Origin of the sequence: Brevibacillus sp. GCM10020057, assembly GCF_042683565.1 — a bacterium.
Lineage (GTDB): Bacteria > Bacillota > Bacilli > Brevibacillales > Brevibacillaceae > Brevibacillus.
The window spans coordinates 40,089-56,052 of the sequence record NZ_JBHUJW010000031.1 but is presented as its reverse complement, the minus strand read 5'-3'; the positions used below and the strand labels follow the sequence as shown (position 1 = coordinate 56,052).

The following is a 15,964-nucleotide window of genomic DNA, read 5'->3' as shown; positions in this document are numbered from 1 at the left end:
CTCATCGGCTCCCATCACTCCGTGCCATACAGCAAAAAGGGCTTTCGCTGCATTTCAAACGCGCGCAGCTCCTCCTGCCACTTCGCCACGATCTCGTTCACAGGCGTTCCCTGATCCAGCGCTTTGCGGACCGCGTCTGTGCCAAGGAGCTTGTCGATCCAGTGATCGCCTCTCCAGTCAAACTGTCGCGGGTACTGCTTCTTCACTTCTGCCATGACCGTCAGCGCGGTGCGGACAGGTTCGTACGCTTGCCGATCCGTCACGTAAAACTGCACCCCGCCGATCGTCTTGCCCGCATGCTTGGAAAAGGCAGGCTGGAAGTACGCTTCCCGAAACGCAACGCCCGGCAGCTTTAGCCGATTCAGCCGATGCGCCAGCTCCCAGCCGTTGATGTACGGCGCCCCGACCCACTCAAACGGCAGCGTCGTACCGCGCCCTTCGGAAAGATTCGTCCCTTCAAAAAGCCCGTTGCCGGGATAGACAGCTGCCGTCCCGACGGTAGGCATGTTCGGGGATGGCGGCACCCACGGCAGCCCCGTGTCCTCGTACTGCATCCCCCGCTTCCAGCCCTCCATGCGGATGACGGTCAGGTCGGCCTTTGCGCCGTATTCCTTTTCCAAATCCTGCTTGCGAATCCACCCCGCCAGCTCCCCGACGGTCATGCCGTGGCGCAGCGGGATCGGGTACAGGCCGACGAAAGACTGGAAATGCAGATCGAGGATCGGCCCTTCGACCTTCTCTCCCCCGAGCGGATTTGGGCGGTCCAGCACGATGAAAGGCTTTCCCTCCATGGCCGCCGCCTTCATCGCGTAGGCCATCGTCGAAATATAGGTGTAAAAACGCGCTCCGACGTCCTGGATGTCGTACAGGACAACGTCGACGTCGCGAAACAGCCGGGCGATTTCTTGCGGTTCTTTGCCGTACAGGTTGTAAAAGGGCAAGCCCGTTTTCGCGTCCTGGAATGACTCCGGCGCAGAGCCAGCCTGCTCCGCACCGCGTATCCCGTGCTCGGGACCGTACACGGCGACGAGCTGAATCTTTTTCTCCAGCAGAGCGTCTACGTCATGGACGAGCCCTGACGTGACCCCGGTCTGGTTCGTAATGAGCCCGACGCGCTTTCCCAGCAGCTGCGCGGGCTGTTCCAGCAGGCGCTCGATGCCGGTCCGGACAGCGGGGGCGGTTGTCTGTATTTTTACTTGTGCAGGGGGCTGTTCTTCGCGAGCCACGGCCCCTGCGGCCAGGAAGCTGAACAGGAGCAGAATGCAGAGAGAGCATTGCCATGCGGTTGCCTTCTTCATGGAGATTCACCTCTGAACGGGGCCATCGTTTGCCTGGATGGTTGGATGTGCATGCTTTCCTTAGTTATTATTGGTTAATTTTAGGGATGGCAACCGCGGCTGTTCATCGGGGCGCAAAAAGACCCTGTGAGTTGGGCCGGCTGCGCATCAGGACTGCCCAGCTCCTTTCAATTGTCTATCTGATATTGCCTCTTCCATGCAAAAATTTCATCGACCGCCTGGCGATACCCCCCTGCTCGTTGGAAGGATTCCTGCACATTCGCCGCCGCTTTTTGAAATGAAGGGTTCGTTAACACATGTTCTGCCATTTCCCGCAGCTGACGGGCAGTCATGCCTTGCATTTGCAGGGAAATGCCTGCCCCGAGCCTGGCTGCTTGCTCGGCGACGATCGGCTGGTCCGCGCTTTGCGGGAGTAAAACGAGGGGAACTCCGTAATAGAGTCCTTCATGGGCGCTGTTCATCCCGCCGTGCGTAATAAACAGCTTCGCATGGGGCAGAACTTCCGTCTGCGGAACATAGCTTTTGACCACGAAGTTTTTCGGGATGTCCCCCAGATCGGAAAGGCGTACTTTGTCCCCGACAGACATGACAACGGTATGTCCGGTGTTTCCAAATGCCTCCATGCACAGCTTGTAGAAATCAATCGCATCGTTCAAGACAGTGCCCAGCGATATGTAGATGGGGTTTTTCCCTTTGATCGCAGCAAAGTCGAAGTCTGCCGACGTGAATCGCGGGGAAATGGATGGACCGACAAACTTGTACGTATGGTCGAACGTTTCGCCAGACGGTTGGAACTCGCGAGTCGTGTACACGATGGCAAGCGATGCGGGATTGCAGAAGACTTCATAGGGAGACTGGATGTTGACCTCGTAGTTTTCCTTCACCCTCTGCGTCAGTCTCTGGTATTCATCCTGGATCGGCTTCATGATTTCTGCCGGGATTTTTTCCGAAATCCCTTTCATCATTTCATCGAACGACTCTTTTGTCTGCGCGAAGGAAGTACAGGAAGTAATCGCGGGCCGCTTCAGTATCTGCGCCAGCAGCCGTCCGCAGCCAAACATGGAATCGTGGATGATGTAGTCAAAATGCTCGCCCCGGATCTGTTCCAGCACGCTGGGGATGACGATGTCTGTCGTATGCAAAAGACCGTTGATTCTTTCCGGCAAATAATTTCTTCCGCCGGAGATAAACGCCTTGATAAACTGTTGGCCGTCGATCGTGCGCACAGTCGCTCCCGTCTTTTCGATCCGCTCGTGGAAAGCATCGACGGTGAAGTACACGACTTCCTCGCCGCGCGATATAAGCTCTTGCACGACTCCCACCGTCGGATTGACGTGTCCTTCCGATCCGGCATTGATAAATAAAACACGTGCCATATTTACCGCCCCTTTGCTATCTAGTTCTCCGCTTTGTGCATGTCAGCTTCCTTCGCGGCTGCCTACTCGCTTCGGCCGCCGCAAACAACTGGTTCATCACCGGATGATCCTCGTGCAACTGCGTCCGCGTCTCCAGGAACGATTCAGACTGGTGCGGAATTTTGTGTGCCGTCGTAAAGGCGATCACGATGTCTCCGCTGCCGTGCCCGAAATGACTGCCCGTCCTCCCCAGCCCGATCTGCCGCAGCCCCCGCGATTTTTCCTGCCTATTCGTTGCTCAGGAGCGCCTCCAGCACTTTCTGCACTTTGACACCCGTCTCGAAGGTCACGAGCCGCGCCTCTTTTCCTTCCATGGCCCGCGCAAACTCGTCCAGCAAATTCGCCAGCCGGTCCACCAGCGGAATCTCGACCCGAGACGTCCGTTCATTGTCGCCGCCCGTGTACAGATTGGTCCAGTTTTGCAGGCTGATCGTCCCTTCCGTCCCGTAAATGCGGTAATCCAGATACTCCTCATGCGCGATGCCCGCCAGGCCGTTGATCGTGACAGGCGTACCGTCCGCCAGCCGCAGAAAAGCCGATACCCCCGTCTCGCACGCCTGCGGATCGGCCGGATAGTCCACCTCTGAGCGAATGACTTCCAGATCGCCGAACAGGGCGTACGTCAAATGGGTGAAATGCGGCAGCACCTCCCGGATGAAGCCCCCCTGCTCGCGGCCGGACAGCCACGGCGTCTGCTGCCAAGGACGAGGCCACTGGTGGAAGTGGGTGAGAATGTCGATGCGGCGGATGGTTCCCAGCTCCTTCAGGCGGCGCTGCAGCTCGGGGAAGATCGCCTGATAGTACGTCGGAAAGTTCATCGCGTGCACAACACCGGCTGCCTTGGCCGCTTGCAGCATCTCTTCCGCTTCTGCCAGCGAGTTGGCCAGCGGCTTTTCACACAGGAAATGCTTTTTGTGCGCCAGCACGTCCAGTGCGATCGCGTGATGGAATTTCGGCGGTACCGCCAAATAGACCGCATCCAGCTCTTCGGCAGCGAGCAACTCCCGGTAATCGGTGTACCACGGGACATCCCCGGACAGCCTGGCTGCCTCCTGTGCCCGTTCGGCGGACACGTCGCTGATGGCAGCGATCCGAAACGCCTCATGCGTGCGGATGGCGTTCATCATTCGCTCCCCCATCACCCCCGCGCCGATCACGCCGATTCGATAAACTGTTTGACTCATGGCAAAAATCCCTCGTCTCTCGTTGATATTGCATATCTCGTGACATGCCTTCACATTCCGCTAACCTTACCCCATTTCTCCACCGGGCGGAACAATCCTTGTGCAAAAAAAGTTTCACGAAAAAAGATGCCGTCTCCAGGTCGCTGTGCAAATGGTGCCGGATTGTAAAAATTTCCTAGCGATACGGATTCAAGGACATATGTAAACCTTTGATTTTTCAACGTTTTTGAACGGCAAAAGGGGCGTCTCCAAGTCAAAAAAATCGACTTTTGAGACAACCCCTTATTACTCAGCTTAATTGAATAGAATCCGCGTAGCTGTAAGAGATGATCTCTTCGTCCACCGTTTCTTTCCAAGCTGCTTCATGATGCGCGAAATTAAATCATGCTTTTTAGGGACCGGGCCATACGGTAAATGCCAATATGGAGTGCCGCTAATGGGTTTTCTGGTCCTCTTATATCTTAGGAAGTCAGAGTACCATAATAACTTCATGAGCTTGGTTTTTAAAACAAATTCCCTTGAGAAAAATAAGACCATATGAAACAGTTTTTGCGAGTTAAAGATAGCCCCCCCTGTCTCGAGCGTGTTGTTATGAGACTCATATGTTTTCTCCAGTAACCGTTGACTTGAAACCTCGATAACATCATTCTCAATGAATGGTTGGAGCTTTTTCTCCAAAGTTTTCAATTCATCCGGTTCAAACTTGCTTTTGTTCTGATCAAAAAATTGCTTTATTGATTTTGGATTACTCCTCAACATTTTATAAATGCCAATCTGCGTAGTATCCGGCGAAGATGTCCCCAATTCATATCTTTTTATAGTCGCAATTCCCATATTTAACAGTTTGGCAAAAAGATATTGGGAAAGGTCATTTCCTCCAAGTTTTTAAGTTCTTTTGATAACAGTTTCAAGAGATTATCATTTTTATGGTTCATCCTCGTGAAATGAAAGACACACACAGCCTCGTCCAGTTGTCTCAATCTTCACTTTCTTCCCCACCTCCTTATATAATATCCGTTCCAGTATCAATTGATACCTATCTAAAGATCATCACAGCTCGCTAACAGTATCAATTGATACTTTTCCATTTCACCACCCGAAAGATCGGCATGGGCTTCATCAAGATGGCGCGCAAGCCGACTGCTGCGAGCATGGTATAAATCAAGTCTCCCGTGGCGGCGCCGAGATCCGCCATGATGCCTGCCCGGCTATTCAGCAAACGAAAACCGCTTGACGCGCAACCATTTGGTTTCTTAAAATGAATGCGAAACGTTTTGGTTTCCTTTTTCAAGAAGACACTCAACTGTACACCAAACAACGAATTGGAGGTCGCTCATGTCTCAACACACTCCCGGAACGATCCCGGATATCGTCCAGACTCTCGTCCTCAACGCTCCCGTGTCAAAGGTATGGGAAGCCGTCGCCACGGCAGAAGGCATCGCCGCCTGGCTCATGCCCAACGACTTTCAACCGGTCGCAGGACAAGCCTTTACCATTTTCTCCCCCTACGGAGACTCCCCGTGCGTGGTCAAGGAACTGGACCCGCCCAACCGCCTCGTCTTTTCCTGGGGCAAGGATTGGGTAGTCACGTTTGCCTTGAAGGATCTGGGCGGTCAAACGGAGTTCACGCTCATTCATTCCGGCTGGTCGGAGGGCACGGTCACAGAGGTCGGCGAATCGCATACCGTGGTCCGCGAGCGCATGAACCAGGGCTGGGCTTCTTCCGTGCTGCCCAAACTGCGTGAGTACGTGGAGAAAAAATGAGTTCGTCTGCCGCCAAGCACGATGTCTTTCAAGCGATCGCAGACCCGACGCGGCGCCAGCTTCTTCGCCTGCTGGCCGAGCAGGAAATGTCGGTTACGGTCATCAGCGGGCATTTTCCCATGAGCCGCACGGCAGTATCCAAGCATTTGCGCGTCTTGTCGGAGGCCGGACTGGTCAAAGAGCAAAAAGTCGGCCGCGAGACGAGATACCGCACGCAGCCGGAGCCGCTGACCGAGATCAGGGACTGGCTGTCGTATTACGAGCGCTTCTGGGAAAACAAGCTGCAGGCGCTGAAGCGGTTCGTGGAAGAAGAGCACGCGCAGGACGGGCCTCCAGCCAAGCCGCGCCTCGTGGAGTAAGACAACGTGCAGTTTGCGTGAAACGGGCCCTGCAGCCGTTACCTGTGCGCCAGCCCCAGCCGCGGGCTTTCCCCTTATAGACAGCAGCAAAAAAGCGGACCCACTCTGTTCTCAAGGAACAAAGGGTCCGCTTTTTGTTTGCGTCATGCCAACGTTGGCCGATTACGATTGCACCGCAGCCGGCTTCAGTTTGCTGCGGCGATTTTCCCGGCGCGAGAGGTACAGACTGAACAGCAAAATGAGCGCGCCGAACAGGTACGGCGCATTCAGATGCACATCGTACAGCGTGCCTGCCGCCGCCGGACCGAAAATGTTGCCCAGACTCATGTAGGCGTTGTTCATCCCGGCTACGAAGCCTTGCTCGTCGCCTGCTCTCTTGGAAATGAGCGTGTTGATCGCAGGACGCATGATCGACGTCAAGGTAAAGAACAGAACGGTCAGCACGAGCATATACCAGAAGTTTCCGGACAGCAGCATCAGCACCATGGAAACAGCCGAGAGCAGGAACGTCCAGTTGATCAGGTTTTTCTCGCCGAAGCGATTGATCAGCTTGCCGATCAGAGCCCCCTGGACGACCGTGCCAGCCAACGCCCCGATGGTGATGATGATGGAGATGTCACGGGCCGTATAGGCGAACTTCGCATCGACAAACAACGGGAAGATTACTTCAAAGTTGGCCAGGCCAAAGGTCATCGTAAACACGAGAATCAGCATGACGAAATACGGCGCCTTTACCGACTTGCCCAGTTGGATAAAGATGCTTTCCTTTTTGATCGTGGCATTCCGTGCGGCGTGCTGCGCTTCCCTGGAGAGCGACTCCGGCAGGAACAGCAAGGAGCCCAGCGTGGCGAGCGCCCCTACAGCCGCCGAGACGTACAGCGGCATCCGCAAGCCCAGTTCGGCGAGGAAGCCGCCGATCCCCGGCCCGATGACAAAGCCGAGCGACATGGCTGCGCCGAGCATACCCAAGCCTTTGCCGCGCTTTTCCTCGGTGGTGATGTCTGCCACGTAGGCCAGCATCGAGGGAATCATGGCGGCCGCGCCGATCCCCGCGATCAGCCGGGATACGTACAGCATGGAAATGTGCTGGGCCGTCGCAAACAGCAGGTTGGAAATGGTGAACAGTGCCAGTCCGGAGACGATCATGATTTTCCGTCCGTACTTATCCGACCATTCGCCCGCGATCGGGGAAAAGATAAACTGCGTCATTCCCAGCGCAGCGATCAAATAGCCCGCCGTCTTGCCGCCCGCGTCAAATTCCTTCAAAAACTCGGGCAGAATGGGAATGATCAGGCCGATTCCCAGCATTGCAATAAACATGTTCACCATGAGAAAAAGAATCGGTCGTCGATTATTCTCTGCACTTCTCATTTTTGCGTTTATCCAGTCCTATTCATAAAAATTTTTCGTCTGTCACGATCGTTGCAGCGCCGCTTTCACGCTGTCGATCACCGTGCGCCAGATGGCCGGGTCGCTCGTGATCTGTTGCTTGAAGTCGCGATGGACGATTTTTTGCTTCTCGGCAAAATCCGGTGCATCTTTTTCGGGAAGTCCGCTGCGCAGGCTGGTAATCAGCTCCTGCACCTGCGGCGAGCGCGGGCCCCACACTGCCTGTTTTTCGCCCGCTTCGTCGATGAAAATAAAGATCGGAATCGCCCGGGCCGTACCGTTGGTCAAATACTGATCCATCAGCTCGAGATTTTCATCGCGAATCAGGTAGCGCAGTTCGATATTGCTTTTCTCCGCAATTCGCTGCACGATTGGCACATTCAATGCAGCATCCCCGCACCAGTCTGCCGTCAGCACGATGCCTCTCCAGCCCCGCTGCGCGACGTCTTCCCAAACAGCCAAATCCTCATCGGTAAAGGCGAGCTGCTCGTAGACACGCGTCAGCTCTTCGCGATTGACCTGCATGGCTTCCACGTACTGCTTGAAAGTCACGCCTTTTTCAAACCATGGATTGTGTGCGAAAGTAGCCATTGTTTCTTCCTCCTAGGCATTATACTGTAAACGGCGTTATTCCTGGATAGCAGATGTTCCCAGGTGATTCGCGCACATGTCCCGCCTTGTGCGCAAGGGACTGCCGTTTGGTCAAGTGAACAAGCCTACGACTGCCTGATTTTGTCCAGCACCGAGTGAATGGTAATCTGCTCCAGATACCGGGTGAAATGCTCCTCTGCTTCGTTGAAGATCTGGTCCATTACGCTGTGCATCTTGGCAGAAACGGGGCAGGAATCTTGCGGATCTCCCGTGCACCATTGCGGCTTCAACGTCCCGCAGGAAACGGTCCGGTAAAGCTGGGCCAGATTCACCTCGCGCGGATCGCAGTCGAGGATGTAACCTCCGCCAAGTCCCTCTTTTGTACGTACGAAGCCGTGCTTTCTCAGCATACTCATAATCTTTCGGATTCTTGCCGGATTGGTGCATACATTTTTCGCAATGTGCTCACTGCTGGCCATATGGTCAGGGAGGTTCGCCAATAGAGCCAGACTGTGGACGGCTATCGTCAATTCACTATTCACTTCAGCGGCTTCCTCCTCCAGAAGGGTACTGTAATCATAATGCGTACAGTTTGGGAAGTCAACAAGAGGGGACACTTTCCTGAACAGGCATGTCTTGGAAAAGCAGCTGTCAATTCCTCACATCAAGCAGCACTTTCCCCGTGCTTTGGCGACTCTCTACCCACGCATGGGCGGCGGCGGCTTCTTCCAGGGGGAAGCACTTGCCGATCTTGATCTGGAGCCTGCCGTCAGCGAGATAGGCGAACACCTTTTCCGCCGTGTCCTGCAGCAGATGGGGCCGCTTGCTGCGGGTGGTGCCGAAGCTGAAGCCAAGGACGGAGCGGCAGCTCGCATGCAGGTCAATCGTGCGGATGGAACCGACTTCGCCGCTGGCGTTGCCAAAATGGACGAGCCTGCCGTACCAGGCCAGACATTCCAGGCTCCGCTCCGAGACGGCGCCGGAGATGGAGTCCAAAATGACATCTGCCCCCGCACCGTCTGTCAGCTCGTTGACCTTTGCAACGAAATCTTCCGTGTCATTGCAGATGACATGGTCGGCTCCTGCTTCGCGGGCAACGGCAGCCTTGCCGGCGCTGCCTACCGTACCGATGACTTTGCCTGCCCCCAGCAGCTTGGCCAGCTGGATGGCGGTCGTGCCGATTCCCCCGGCCGCAGCATGGATCAGCACGGTCTCGCCGGGCACGAGCCGCGCTACGTCCGCGAGCAGCTTGTAGGAAGTAAACGAAACGACTGGGCTGGCCGCCGCCGTCTCGAAGTCGATGCTGTCCGGCAGCGCGAACGTCAACGCTTCGCTGGCTACGGCGTACTCCGCATACGATCCTCCTGCCGGAAACGCGATGACGCGCTGTCCCGGCGAAAAACGCTGCACCTGTGAGCCGACCCGCTCAATGACGCCGGCAACGTCAAGACCGGGGATAAAAGGGAGCGTTCCGCCTCCTTTTTTGCCGTAACGCGACTTGATGTCCGCAAAATTGACACTCGTCTTTTCTACGCGAATCAGGACCTGCTGCGGCGAAATATCCGGCATTTCCATCTCCACGAGCTTCATATGCTCCGGACCGCCAAAGGCGGTGACAACTACAGCTTTCATCCTTTCATTCTCCTCTCCTGAACCAAATGATCTATCCGTTAGCGGCCCAAGATTTGCAGGATTGCCTCTTTTTTCTGTGCATACTCTTCGTCGGAGAGCACAGGCGCAAAGCTCTGCCCCGGAATGGCAGCCAGCAGATGATGCCACGATTTGCAGCCCTTGTACGCCTCCTCGATGGCGATCTCCACCGGCCGGTCGAGGCGGTATACGCGGGCGAACAGGATGTGCAGCGGTTTTGTCTTTTTCCAGTGCAGCCGCACGTCCGCGAAGTTGTCTGTCCAGATATGGAAAGGCGCGAGCGCGCGCAGCTTCTCCTCGTCCATCAGCTCAATGTCATCGGTCACTTCTGCAAAGTAAGCGATCTCTACGGTCTGCTTTTCCGGCGACCAACCCGCAAGCGTCTCCTGCAGCAAGCCGTGGTATTCGGACTTGACCATCTCCGGCTTTTGATGCTCGTAGGTCGGATAGAGGTAAAACTTGTTGTTTTCGAGCCGAAATTCCCTCGTTTCTTCGTACAATCCGCCCTTGCGAATCGTGATGATCTGATGTCCTTCGCCCAATGCTTTGACGGCGACCGCCCACTCCTTGAGCGAGAGCGGCGATGTCGGTTGTGTGATGGTGTGCATGCAAAAACAGCTCCTTTACTTTCTACTCACGATGGTTATTGCTATAGTCTAGCCGAAGTTACAGCGGCTGGAAAGTCCCTGTAGCCAGCGCGTCCGCCTGGCGAATCTGTCGGGATGCCCGAGCTTGCCCTGCTTTCTCCCTTCGCCCGAAGTGTGGCACAAGCTGCACTTGTACTGGATGGAATCTCATCCATCCCGATCTGTACAAAAAGCCTCCCGCCCGGATTTGCTCCGGACGAAAGGCTTTGGAATTGCGTCTTTCCTTATTCTTATGCAGCTTTTTCGCTGCTGACTTCTTTCAAATACTGTTCGGCTTTCTTCATGTCGAACTGACCTTCCCAGCGGGAGATGACGACTGCGGCCAGCGAGTTGCCCACGACGTTAACCACGGTGCGGGCCATGTCCAACAGACGGTCGACCCCTGCGATGAACGCCAGACCTTCCAGCGGAATGCCCACGGAGCCCAGTGTCGCAAGCAGAACGACAAACGAGACGCCAGGCACGCCTGCAATCCCTTTGGAGGTGACCATCAATACCAGCATCAGCGTGATTTGCGCGCTGATCGGCATGTGGATTCCGTACATTTGAGCGATAAACAGCGCTGCCAGAGCCTGATACAAGGTCGAACCATCCAGGTTAAACGAGTAGCCTGTCGGGATGACGAACGATGTAATCGCTTTTGGACAGCCGAGGCGTTCCATTTTTTCCATGATTTTTGGCAAAACGGTCTCCGAGCTGGATGTCGAGTAAGCCAGCAGGAGCTCGTCCTTCAAGATGCGGATGATTTGCGTAATTTTGACCCCGCTCATTCTCGCAATCGCACCCAGTACCACGAGGATGAAGAATACCATCGCTACGTGCACCAGGATGACCAGCTTGGCAAGCGGCAGGAGAGAAGACAGACCGAATTTGGAAACGGTAACGCCGATCAGGGCAAAAACCCCGAATGGAGCAAAACGCATAATGGCGTTTACGACCCAGAACATGGCGTCCGCCACACCCTGGAAGAAATTCAGTACCGGTTTGCCGCGTTCGCCAGCAGCTGCCACCCCGAGACCAAAAAGGACGGAGAAGAAGATAATCGCCAGCATATCGCCGCGGACAATCGCATCAAAAACGTTTTTCGGTACGATGTTGACAAATGTATCAATCATGCTATGGCTTTGTGTCGATTCAGCCGTTTCCACGTAACTGTGGATATCCGTTTTTGACAGGTGAGACATGTCCACTCCGACACCGGGCTGGAAGATGTTCGCTGCCAAAAGACCGACCACAATCGCAACCGTGGTAACGATTTCAAAATACAAAATGGTTTTTCCGCCGATTTTCCCCAGCTTTTTAACATCACCCACGCCCGCGACGCCGACGATCAAGGTCGCAATCACGATCGGGATGACGATCATTTTGATTAACCGAAGGAACACATCGCCAATCGGTTGAAGATAGGTCGCCACAGCAGGATTGCCGAAGAACATGGCCCCAACCAGAATCCCCAGAACGAGACCGATGACAATCTGTATCGCTAATCCAAACCGCTTCATTTTGACACCTCACTAACAAGATGTAATCTATATTCACACAGATACGTTTTGTCGAACTGTGTCGAATACCATTCACATTTTACCATAAGGAATGTTTCTATTCACAATGTAAATAGATTCCTTTGCTTTTTGTTAATTTTAGCTATATTGATTTGCGATTCTTGGCCGAGAATCATATGGATGTTCATCATATCACAAAATTGCCACACCCCAGTTTTTTTGTATTTTTTCATCTTTCTTTACAATTTTGATAGTTCGGTCAGTACATGGCCGGGCCGCCTGTAAAGTGAGCACATTGTTTTCCTTGCGAAGAAAGTGATAATATAGTTACGAATGGATATAACCTGTTGCTTATTCGCTTGTGAGAATGGAGCCTTTTCGATGACGATCCGGAAATTTGTATTGCCGGGGATTCTCCTGGCCATCGCGCTGTTTCTCTTGCCCTATTCGGTTCCCTTTTTGCTCGCCTTGCTGACGGCCATCCTGCTGGAACCCGTCGTGCTCTTTCTCGTCCGGAGCCTGCGCGTGAATCGGCTCGGGGCCGTTATCGTTTCCTTTCTCGTGTTTCTTCTTAGCTTCGCTGCCATCGCCTATTGGCTAGGCACCCGGATCGTCGTCCAGAGCGTCGATTTGGCACAGCGGCTCCCGGCCTACTCCCAGCATCTGTTTGAGTTTCTCGAGTCCACCTTCGGACGCTGGGAGCTGTATTACTCGACCTTGCCCGAAGAGACGGTCATCCAGATACAGCAGGTGTTCGACAGCCTGAAAACGTCCGCGCTCGCCACCGCTTCCTCTCTTGGCAAAGGCATTCTCGGCACAGTCGCCGCCATTCCCGGCTTCCTGCTGACGGCTGTCATCTACCTGGTCGCTTTGTTTCTGATCAGTCTGGATCTGCCTCGGCTGCGGGCCGGCTTCCTGCGGATGTTCACGGCGTCGGCGCGAGAGAAGATCAACGTGGTGTTCACCCAGCTGAACCGCGCCACAATCGGCTTTTTGCGCGCACAGATCATTCTGAGCCTCGTCACGTTCCTGATCGCGTGGCTGGGGCTGATCATCCTGCATGTGAAATATTCGGCGGTAATCGCTCTGCTGATCGTACTCGTGGACATCCTCCCGATCCTGGGAACAGGGTCGTTCCTCGTGCCGTGGGCCGCCTACAGCTTTTTCACGGACAAGACGCACCTCGCCATCGGCCTGATCGTCCTGTTTCTGGTGATTACCGTCGTCCGGCGCATCATCGAGCCGAAAATTCTCGCCTCCAATCTCGGCATCAGCGCCCTGGCCGCTCTGGTCAGCATGTTCCTTGGCTTTCAGATCATCGGCTTTTTCGGGCTGATTCTCGGACCTGCGCTGGTCATTATTTACGAAGCGCTGCGCAAAGCCGGATTTTTGAAGTTCAGGATCGATTTCTAGGCCGCCATTCACCCGTAAAAAAAGCAAAGAGCTCTGGACAGAAAGGAAGCCTTCTGCCCTTGAACTCTTTGCTTTTTTGGTGTTTTCGCGCCGCTATGCCGCCCGGCGGACGCTGCTCCCCTCTACTGACCGGACTTGCGGGACAGATCGAGCTCCCATCGCTCCTCAATCACCCTCGTTCCGCCCCATTCCTCGTTCGGCTTTTCCTCCGTCAGCCGGAAGTTGTATTTGCGGTAGAGATGGCGCGCCGCTTCCAGTGTCGCTACCGTCCACAAAAACACATGCTGGTAGCCTCGTTCCCGGCAAAAGTGCAGAGCCGTCTCCATCAGCTTTTTCCCGATGCCCATGCCCTGGTGCCGTTCGTCCAGAATAAACCAGCGAAGCTGCGCTTCTGTATCACTCGCCTTTGTGATGGCGATCGAGCCGATGATCTCCCCGTTCCTTTCGGCTACCCATACTTCTCCGCCAGCCGTATTGTAGAGAAAATCGGCCAGCCCTTTCATCACGTAATATTCAAAAATTCGTCCAAACTGATATTTTTCGTCGTAAAACTTCCCGTGAAGGTAGCCGATGTATCCCAGATCACCCGGTCGAAAAGGCCGAATGGTCACGTCGGATGCGCGTTCTGCCGCGTAAATGGATTCGATCGTCTCCATGGAGGTGACCAGTCTGGAAAGCTCCCGCTCGGACAAATGCTGCGTCATTTTGCCGACGCCCTGGTTGGCCCGCTCCACCATTTCCGCAAAAATCGCCCTGCCCTTCTCTGTCAGCTCAAGCAAGTATTGACGCTTATCCTCCGGCGATTGACTTTTGGTGATGATCGCTTCTTCCTCAAACCGCTGCAGCATCCGGCTCATGTATCCTCTGTCAATGCCCAGATTTTCTCTAATCTCGGTAGCCGTGCTGCCGTGTCTGTAATGAATTTCTGCAATCACCCTCGCTTCTGTCAGCGGAAATGGCGGCTGGTAAATTTCCTGGTCGATCTTGCCGAGAACGCTGGCGTAATAACGATTGAACTTTCTGATTTTTTCTATGTAGGACAGCCTTTCCACAGAGACCCCTCCATGCCTTTGCAAAGTTTTGCTCTGAATCCAGCATATCAAAGTAAGTTGATTTTATCAACTTTTAATTTGACCTTGTCAACTAATTGAGGTCCCACACCGTCTTCTTTCTTAAATTTCTAGCTGTTCTTTGAAAATAAAGGAGTAGACTGGAAGCGGGTGTTACGCTAACTCCCCATGTATCTTCCATATATTGTGTTAAAATACAGATGAAACAACTTCTGAAATACGAATGGACGGCCTTTTCGGTTTTCTAAAAAACTTTCTCTTGCACCTTACGTTACGTCATCTTTCATAATCAAAGTATCGGTAAAAGTTAGCGCTAACGAAGGAGTATCTATGAGCCAGCATTGGAAGGTAGAAGATCTTGCCAAACTAACAGGACTCACCGTACGCACTCTCCGATTCTACGATCAAATTGGTTTGTTTTCGCCGTCCGATCAGACAGAGGCCGGGCACAGGCTGTACAACGAATCCGACCTTTTGCGTCTACAGCAGATTTTATCGCTTAAGGAATTGGGCTTGTCCCTTGAAGAAATCAAGATTCTCCTGGAGGGTGGGCTGATCAGTACGCTTGAGATTGGGACCTGCAAATGGCTCGGATTAAAGAGCAAATAAAGCTGCAGCAGAAACTTCTTGAGCAACTCCAGCATGTATCGAAGTTAATTCAAGTAAAGGCTCCCGTAACGGTTGAAGACTTTACCAAACTATTGCAAGCCATGAAAAAAAACCATGAAAAGCTCGTCATCGAACATCGAATGAGTTGGGAGCGTGTTTGGATGTACTGGGCAATTTCTTGGTTGAAGAGGATGAATGAACGTAACGCATTGTCTATACCTACTCCATAGATGCGGGCGAGACGCGCATTTCCGTTTCACTCACAACGGTTGAACTCTTCCCGACCGAGGGCGGCACGAAGCTGATCTTCACGGAGCAAGGGGCATTTTTTGATGGGCATGATACGCCGAAAATTCGCGAGCATGGCACGAACGAGTTGCTAGATGCCTTGGGGAAAGCTCTCGAATAGGACTGGGCGGATGAGTCTATATCATTTGGGAGGGATAAGCATGAGCCTGAACAACGCAGCACAAGCAGGCGAACGCGAGATTGTGATCACCCGCGTATTTGATGCTCCACGCGAGATGGTGTTTGATGCTTGGACAGATGAGGAGCAGTTGTCAAAGTGGTGGGGACCTCGAGGTTTTACATCGACTTTTCAGAAGTTCGATATGATGCCCGGCGGAACATGGGAGTTTATCATGCACGGCCCTGACAACGTTGATTATCCGAACATGCACGTCATTGTCGAAGTCGTTCATCTCGAGCGAATCGTCTTCAAACATGCTGTATTTTCCCATTTTATGGCGACGGTCTGCTTTGAGGATCTGGATGGCAAGACGAAACTCACCTACCGCACCGTTTTTGAAGAAACGGAAGCGGTATTCGATAAGGTGAAAAAATATGCCGTCCCAGGGGCCGAACAGACCATGGATCGGCTGGCAGAGCTTTTAGCAAACAACACCTGATGGGGTTCCATTTTGAAAAGCAAGGGCCTTCCCGAAAAGGATGTCCTTTGCTTTTTTTGCATTGATCGTTTAGAAAAAAATGTAAAATATACCAAAACTCCCCTCTCCTCTGATGCGTCTAACATACATCATGATGCAAAAGGATGATGGACCATGACCAGCAAC

The 15,964-nt window shown here is 53.6% G+C and carries 16 protein-coding genes and 3 pseudogenes; 6 read left to right on the top strand and 13 right to left on the bottom strand.

What is annotated here, in order from left to right; translation table 11 throughout:
* Window positions 1-14: 14 nt before the first annotated feature.
* From ACFSO0_RS09870 to ACFSO0_RS09845, 6 genes and pseudogenes are all read right to left on the bottom strand, one after another.
* On the bottom strand, window positions 15-1,298 hold the full coding sequence (locus ACFSO0_RS09870) for an exo-beta-N-acetylmuramidase NamZ family protein (RefSeq protein ID WP_376879474.1): 1,284 nt from the start codon (window positions 1,296-1,298) through the stop codon (window positions 15-17).
* Between the two features lie 167 nt (window positions 1,299-1,465).
* Entirely contained in the window at window positions 1,466-2,674 is a 1,209-nt protein-coding gene (locus ACFSO0_RS09865; RefSeq protein ID WP_376879471.1) for a macrolide family glycosyltransferase, read from the bottom strand.
* A 16-nt stretch (window positions 2,675-2,690) separates the two neighbouring features.
* Window positions 2,691-2,912: pseudogene (locus ACFSO0_RS09860) on the bottom strand (P1 family peptidase); the annotation flags it as partial.
* Window positions 2,913-2,940: 28 nt separating this feature from the next.
* Complete coding sequence (locus tag ACFSO0_RS09855; protein WP_376879469.1) at window positions 2,941-3,897, bottom strand: Gfo/Idh/MocA family protein; 957 nt, start codon at window positions 3,895-3,897, stop codon at window positions 2,941-2,943.
* A 294-nt stretch (window positions 3,898-4,191) separates the two neighbouring features.
* Window positions 4,192-4,389, bottom strand: a complete 198-nt coding sequence (locus ACFSO0_RS09850; protein ID WP_376879625.1) for a Panacea domain-containing protein — start codon at window positions 4,387-4,389, stop codon at window positions 4,192-4,194.
* Window positions 4,390-4,966: 577 nt separating this feature from the next.
* Complete coding sequence (locus ACFSO0_RS09845) at window positions 4,967-5,188, bottom strand: LysE family transporter (RefSeq protein ID WP_376879467.1); 222 nt, start codon at window positions 5,186-5,188, stop codon at window positions 4,967-4,969.
* 44 nt (window positions 5,189-5,232) lie between these two features.
* Between ACFSO0_RS09845 and ACFSO0_RS09840 the strand changes: the two genes are divergently transcribed.
* Both ACFSO0_RS09840 and ACFSO0_RS09835 read left to right on the top strand, forming a co-directional pair.
* On the top strand, window positions 5,233-5,661 hold the full coding sequence (locus ACFSO0_RS09840) for an SRPBCC family protein (protein ID WP_376879465.1): 429 nt from the start codon (window positions 5,233-5,235) through the stop codon (window positions 5,659-5,661).
* Entirely contained in the window at window positions 5,658-6,020 is a 363-nt protein-coding gene (locus ACFSO0_RS09835; RefSeq protein ID WP_376879463.1) for an ArsR/SmtB family transcription factor, read from the top strand. Before ACFSO0_RS09840 ends, ACFSO0_RS09835 begins: the two co-directional genes overlap by 4 nt.
* Window positions 6,021-6,182: 162 nt before the next feature.
* Here the strand turns inward: ACFSO0_RS09835 and ACFSO0_RS09830 are convergent, their stop codons facing one another.
* The 6 genes from ACFSO0_RS09830 to ACFSO0_RS09805 form a co-directional block, all read right to left on the bottom strand.
* Window positions 6,183-7,391, bottom strand: coding sequence for an MFS transporter (locus tag ACFSO0_RS09830; protein ID WP_376879460.1), 1,209 nt, complete (start codon window positions 7,389-7,391; stop codon window positions 6,183-6,185).
* A gap of 42 nt (window positions 7,392-7,433) precedes the next feature.
* A complete protein-coding gene (locus ACFSO0_RS09825) occupies window positions 7,434-8,000 on the bottom strand; it encodes a thioredoxin family protein (RefSeq protein WP_376879457.1) in 567 nt (188 codons plus the stop codon).
* Between the two features lie 125 nt (window positions 8,001-8,125).
* The gene (locus ACFSO0_RS09820; protein ID WP_376879455.1) at window positions 8,126-8,542 is read right to left on the bottom strand and encodes an RrF2 family transcriptional regulator; all 417 of its coding nucleotides are present in this window, start codon (window positions 8,540-8,542) and stop codon (window positions 8,126-8,128) included.
* Between the two features lie 109 nt (window positions 8,543-8,651).
* Window positions 8,652-9,632 (bottom strand): quinone oxidoreductase family protein, encoded by a 981-nt coding sequence (locus ACFSO0_RS09815; RefSeq protein WP_376879452.1) that lies wholly within the window; start codon window positions 9,630-9,632, stop codon window positions 8,652-8,654.
* A 38-nt stretch (window positions 9,633-9,670) separates the two neighbouring features.
* A complete protein-coding gene (locus tag ACFSO0_RS09810) occupies window positions 9,671-10,258 on the bottom strand; it encodes a DUF1802 family protein (protein ID WP_376879450.1) in 588 nt (195 codons plus the stop codon).
* Between the two features lie 269 nt (window positions 10,259-10,527).
* Window positions 10,528-11,799, bottom strand: coding sequence for a cation:dicarboxylate symporter family transporter (locus tag ACFSO0_RS09805; RefSeq protein ID WP_376879448.1), 1,272 nt, complete (start codon window positions 11,797-11,799; stop codon window positions 10,528-10,530).
* 381 nt (window positions 11,800-12,180) lie between these two features.
* Here ACFSO0_RS09805 and ytvI point away from each other — a divergent pair, with 381 nt between their 5' ends.
* On the top strand, window positions 12,181-13,212 hold the full coding sequence (ytvI, locus tag ACFSO0_RS09800) for a sporulation integral membrane protein YtvI (protein ID WP_376879446.1): 1,032 nt from the start codon (window positions 12,181-12,183) through the stop codon (window positions 13,210-13,212).
* Window positions 13,213-13,334: 122 nt separating this feature from the next.
* Here the strand turns inward: ytvI and ACFSO0_RS09795 are convergent, their stop codons facing one another.
* Window positions 13,335-14,264 (bottom strand): bifunctional helix-turn-helix transcriptional regulator/GNAT family N-acetyltransferase, encoded by a 930-nt coding sequence (locus ACFSO0_RS09795; RefSeq protein ID WP_376879444.1) that lies wholly within the window; start codon window positions 14,262-14,264, stop codon window positions 13,335-13,337.
* A gap of 348 nt (window positions 14,265-14,612) precedes the next feature.
* Between ACFSO0_RS09795 and ACFSO0_RS09790 the strand changes: the two are divergent.
* From ACFSO0_RS09790 to ACFSO0_RS09780, 3 genes and pseudogenes are all read left to right on the top strand, one after another.
* A pseudogene (locus ACFSO0_RS09790) lies at window positions 14,613-15,090 on the top strand (MerR family transcriptional regulator).
* Between the two features lie 6 nt (window positions 15,091-15,096).
* Window positions 15,097-15,300 (top strand): annotated as a pseudogene (locus ACFSO0_RS09785) (SRPBCC domain-containing protein); the annotation flags it as partial.
* A gap of 40 nt (window positions 15,301-15,340) precedes the next feature.
* Window positions 15,341-15,799, top strand: coding sequence for an SRPBCC family protein (locus ACFSO0_RS09780; RefSeq protein WP_376879442.1), 459 nt, complete (start codon window positions 15,341-15,343; stop codon window positions 15,797-15,799).
* Window positions 15,800-15,964 lie beyond the last annotated feature (165 nt).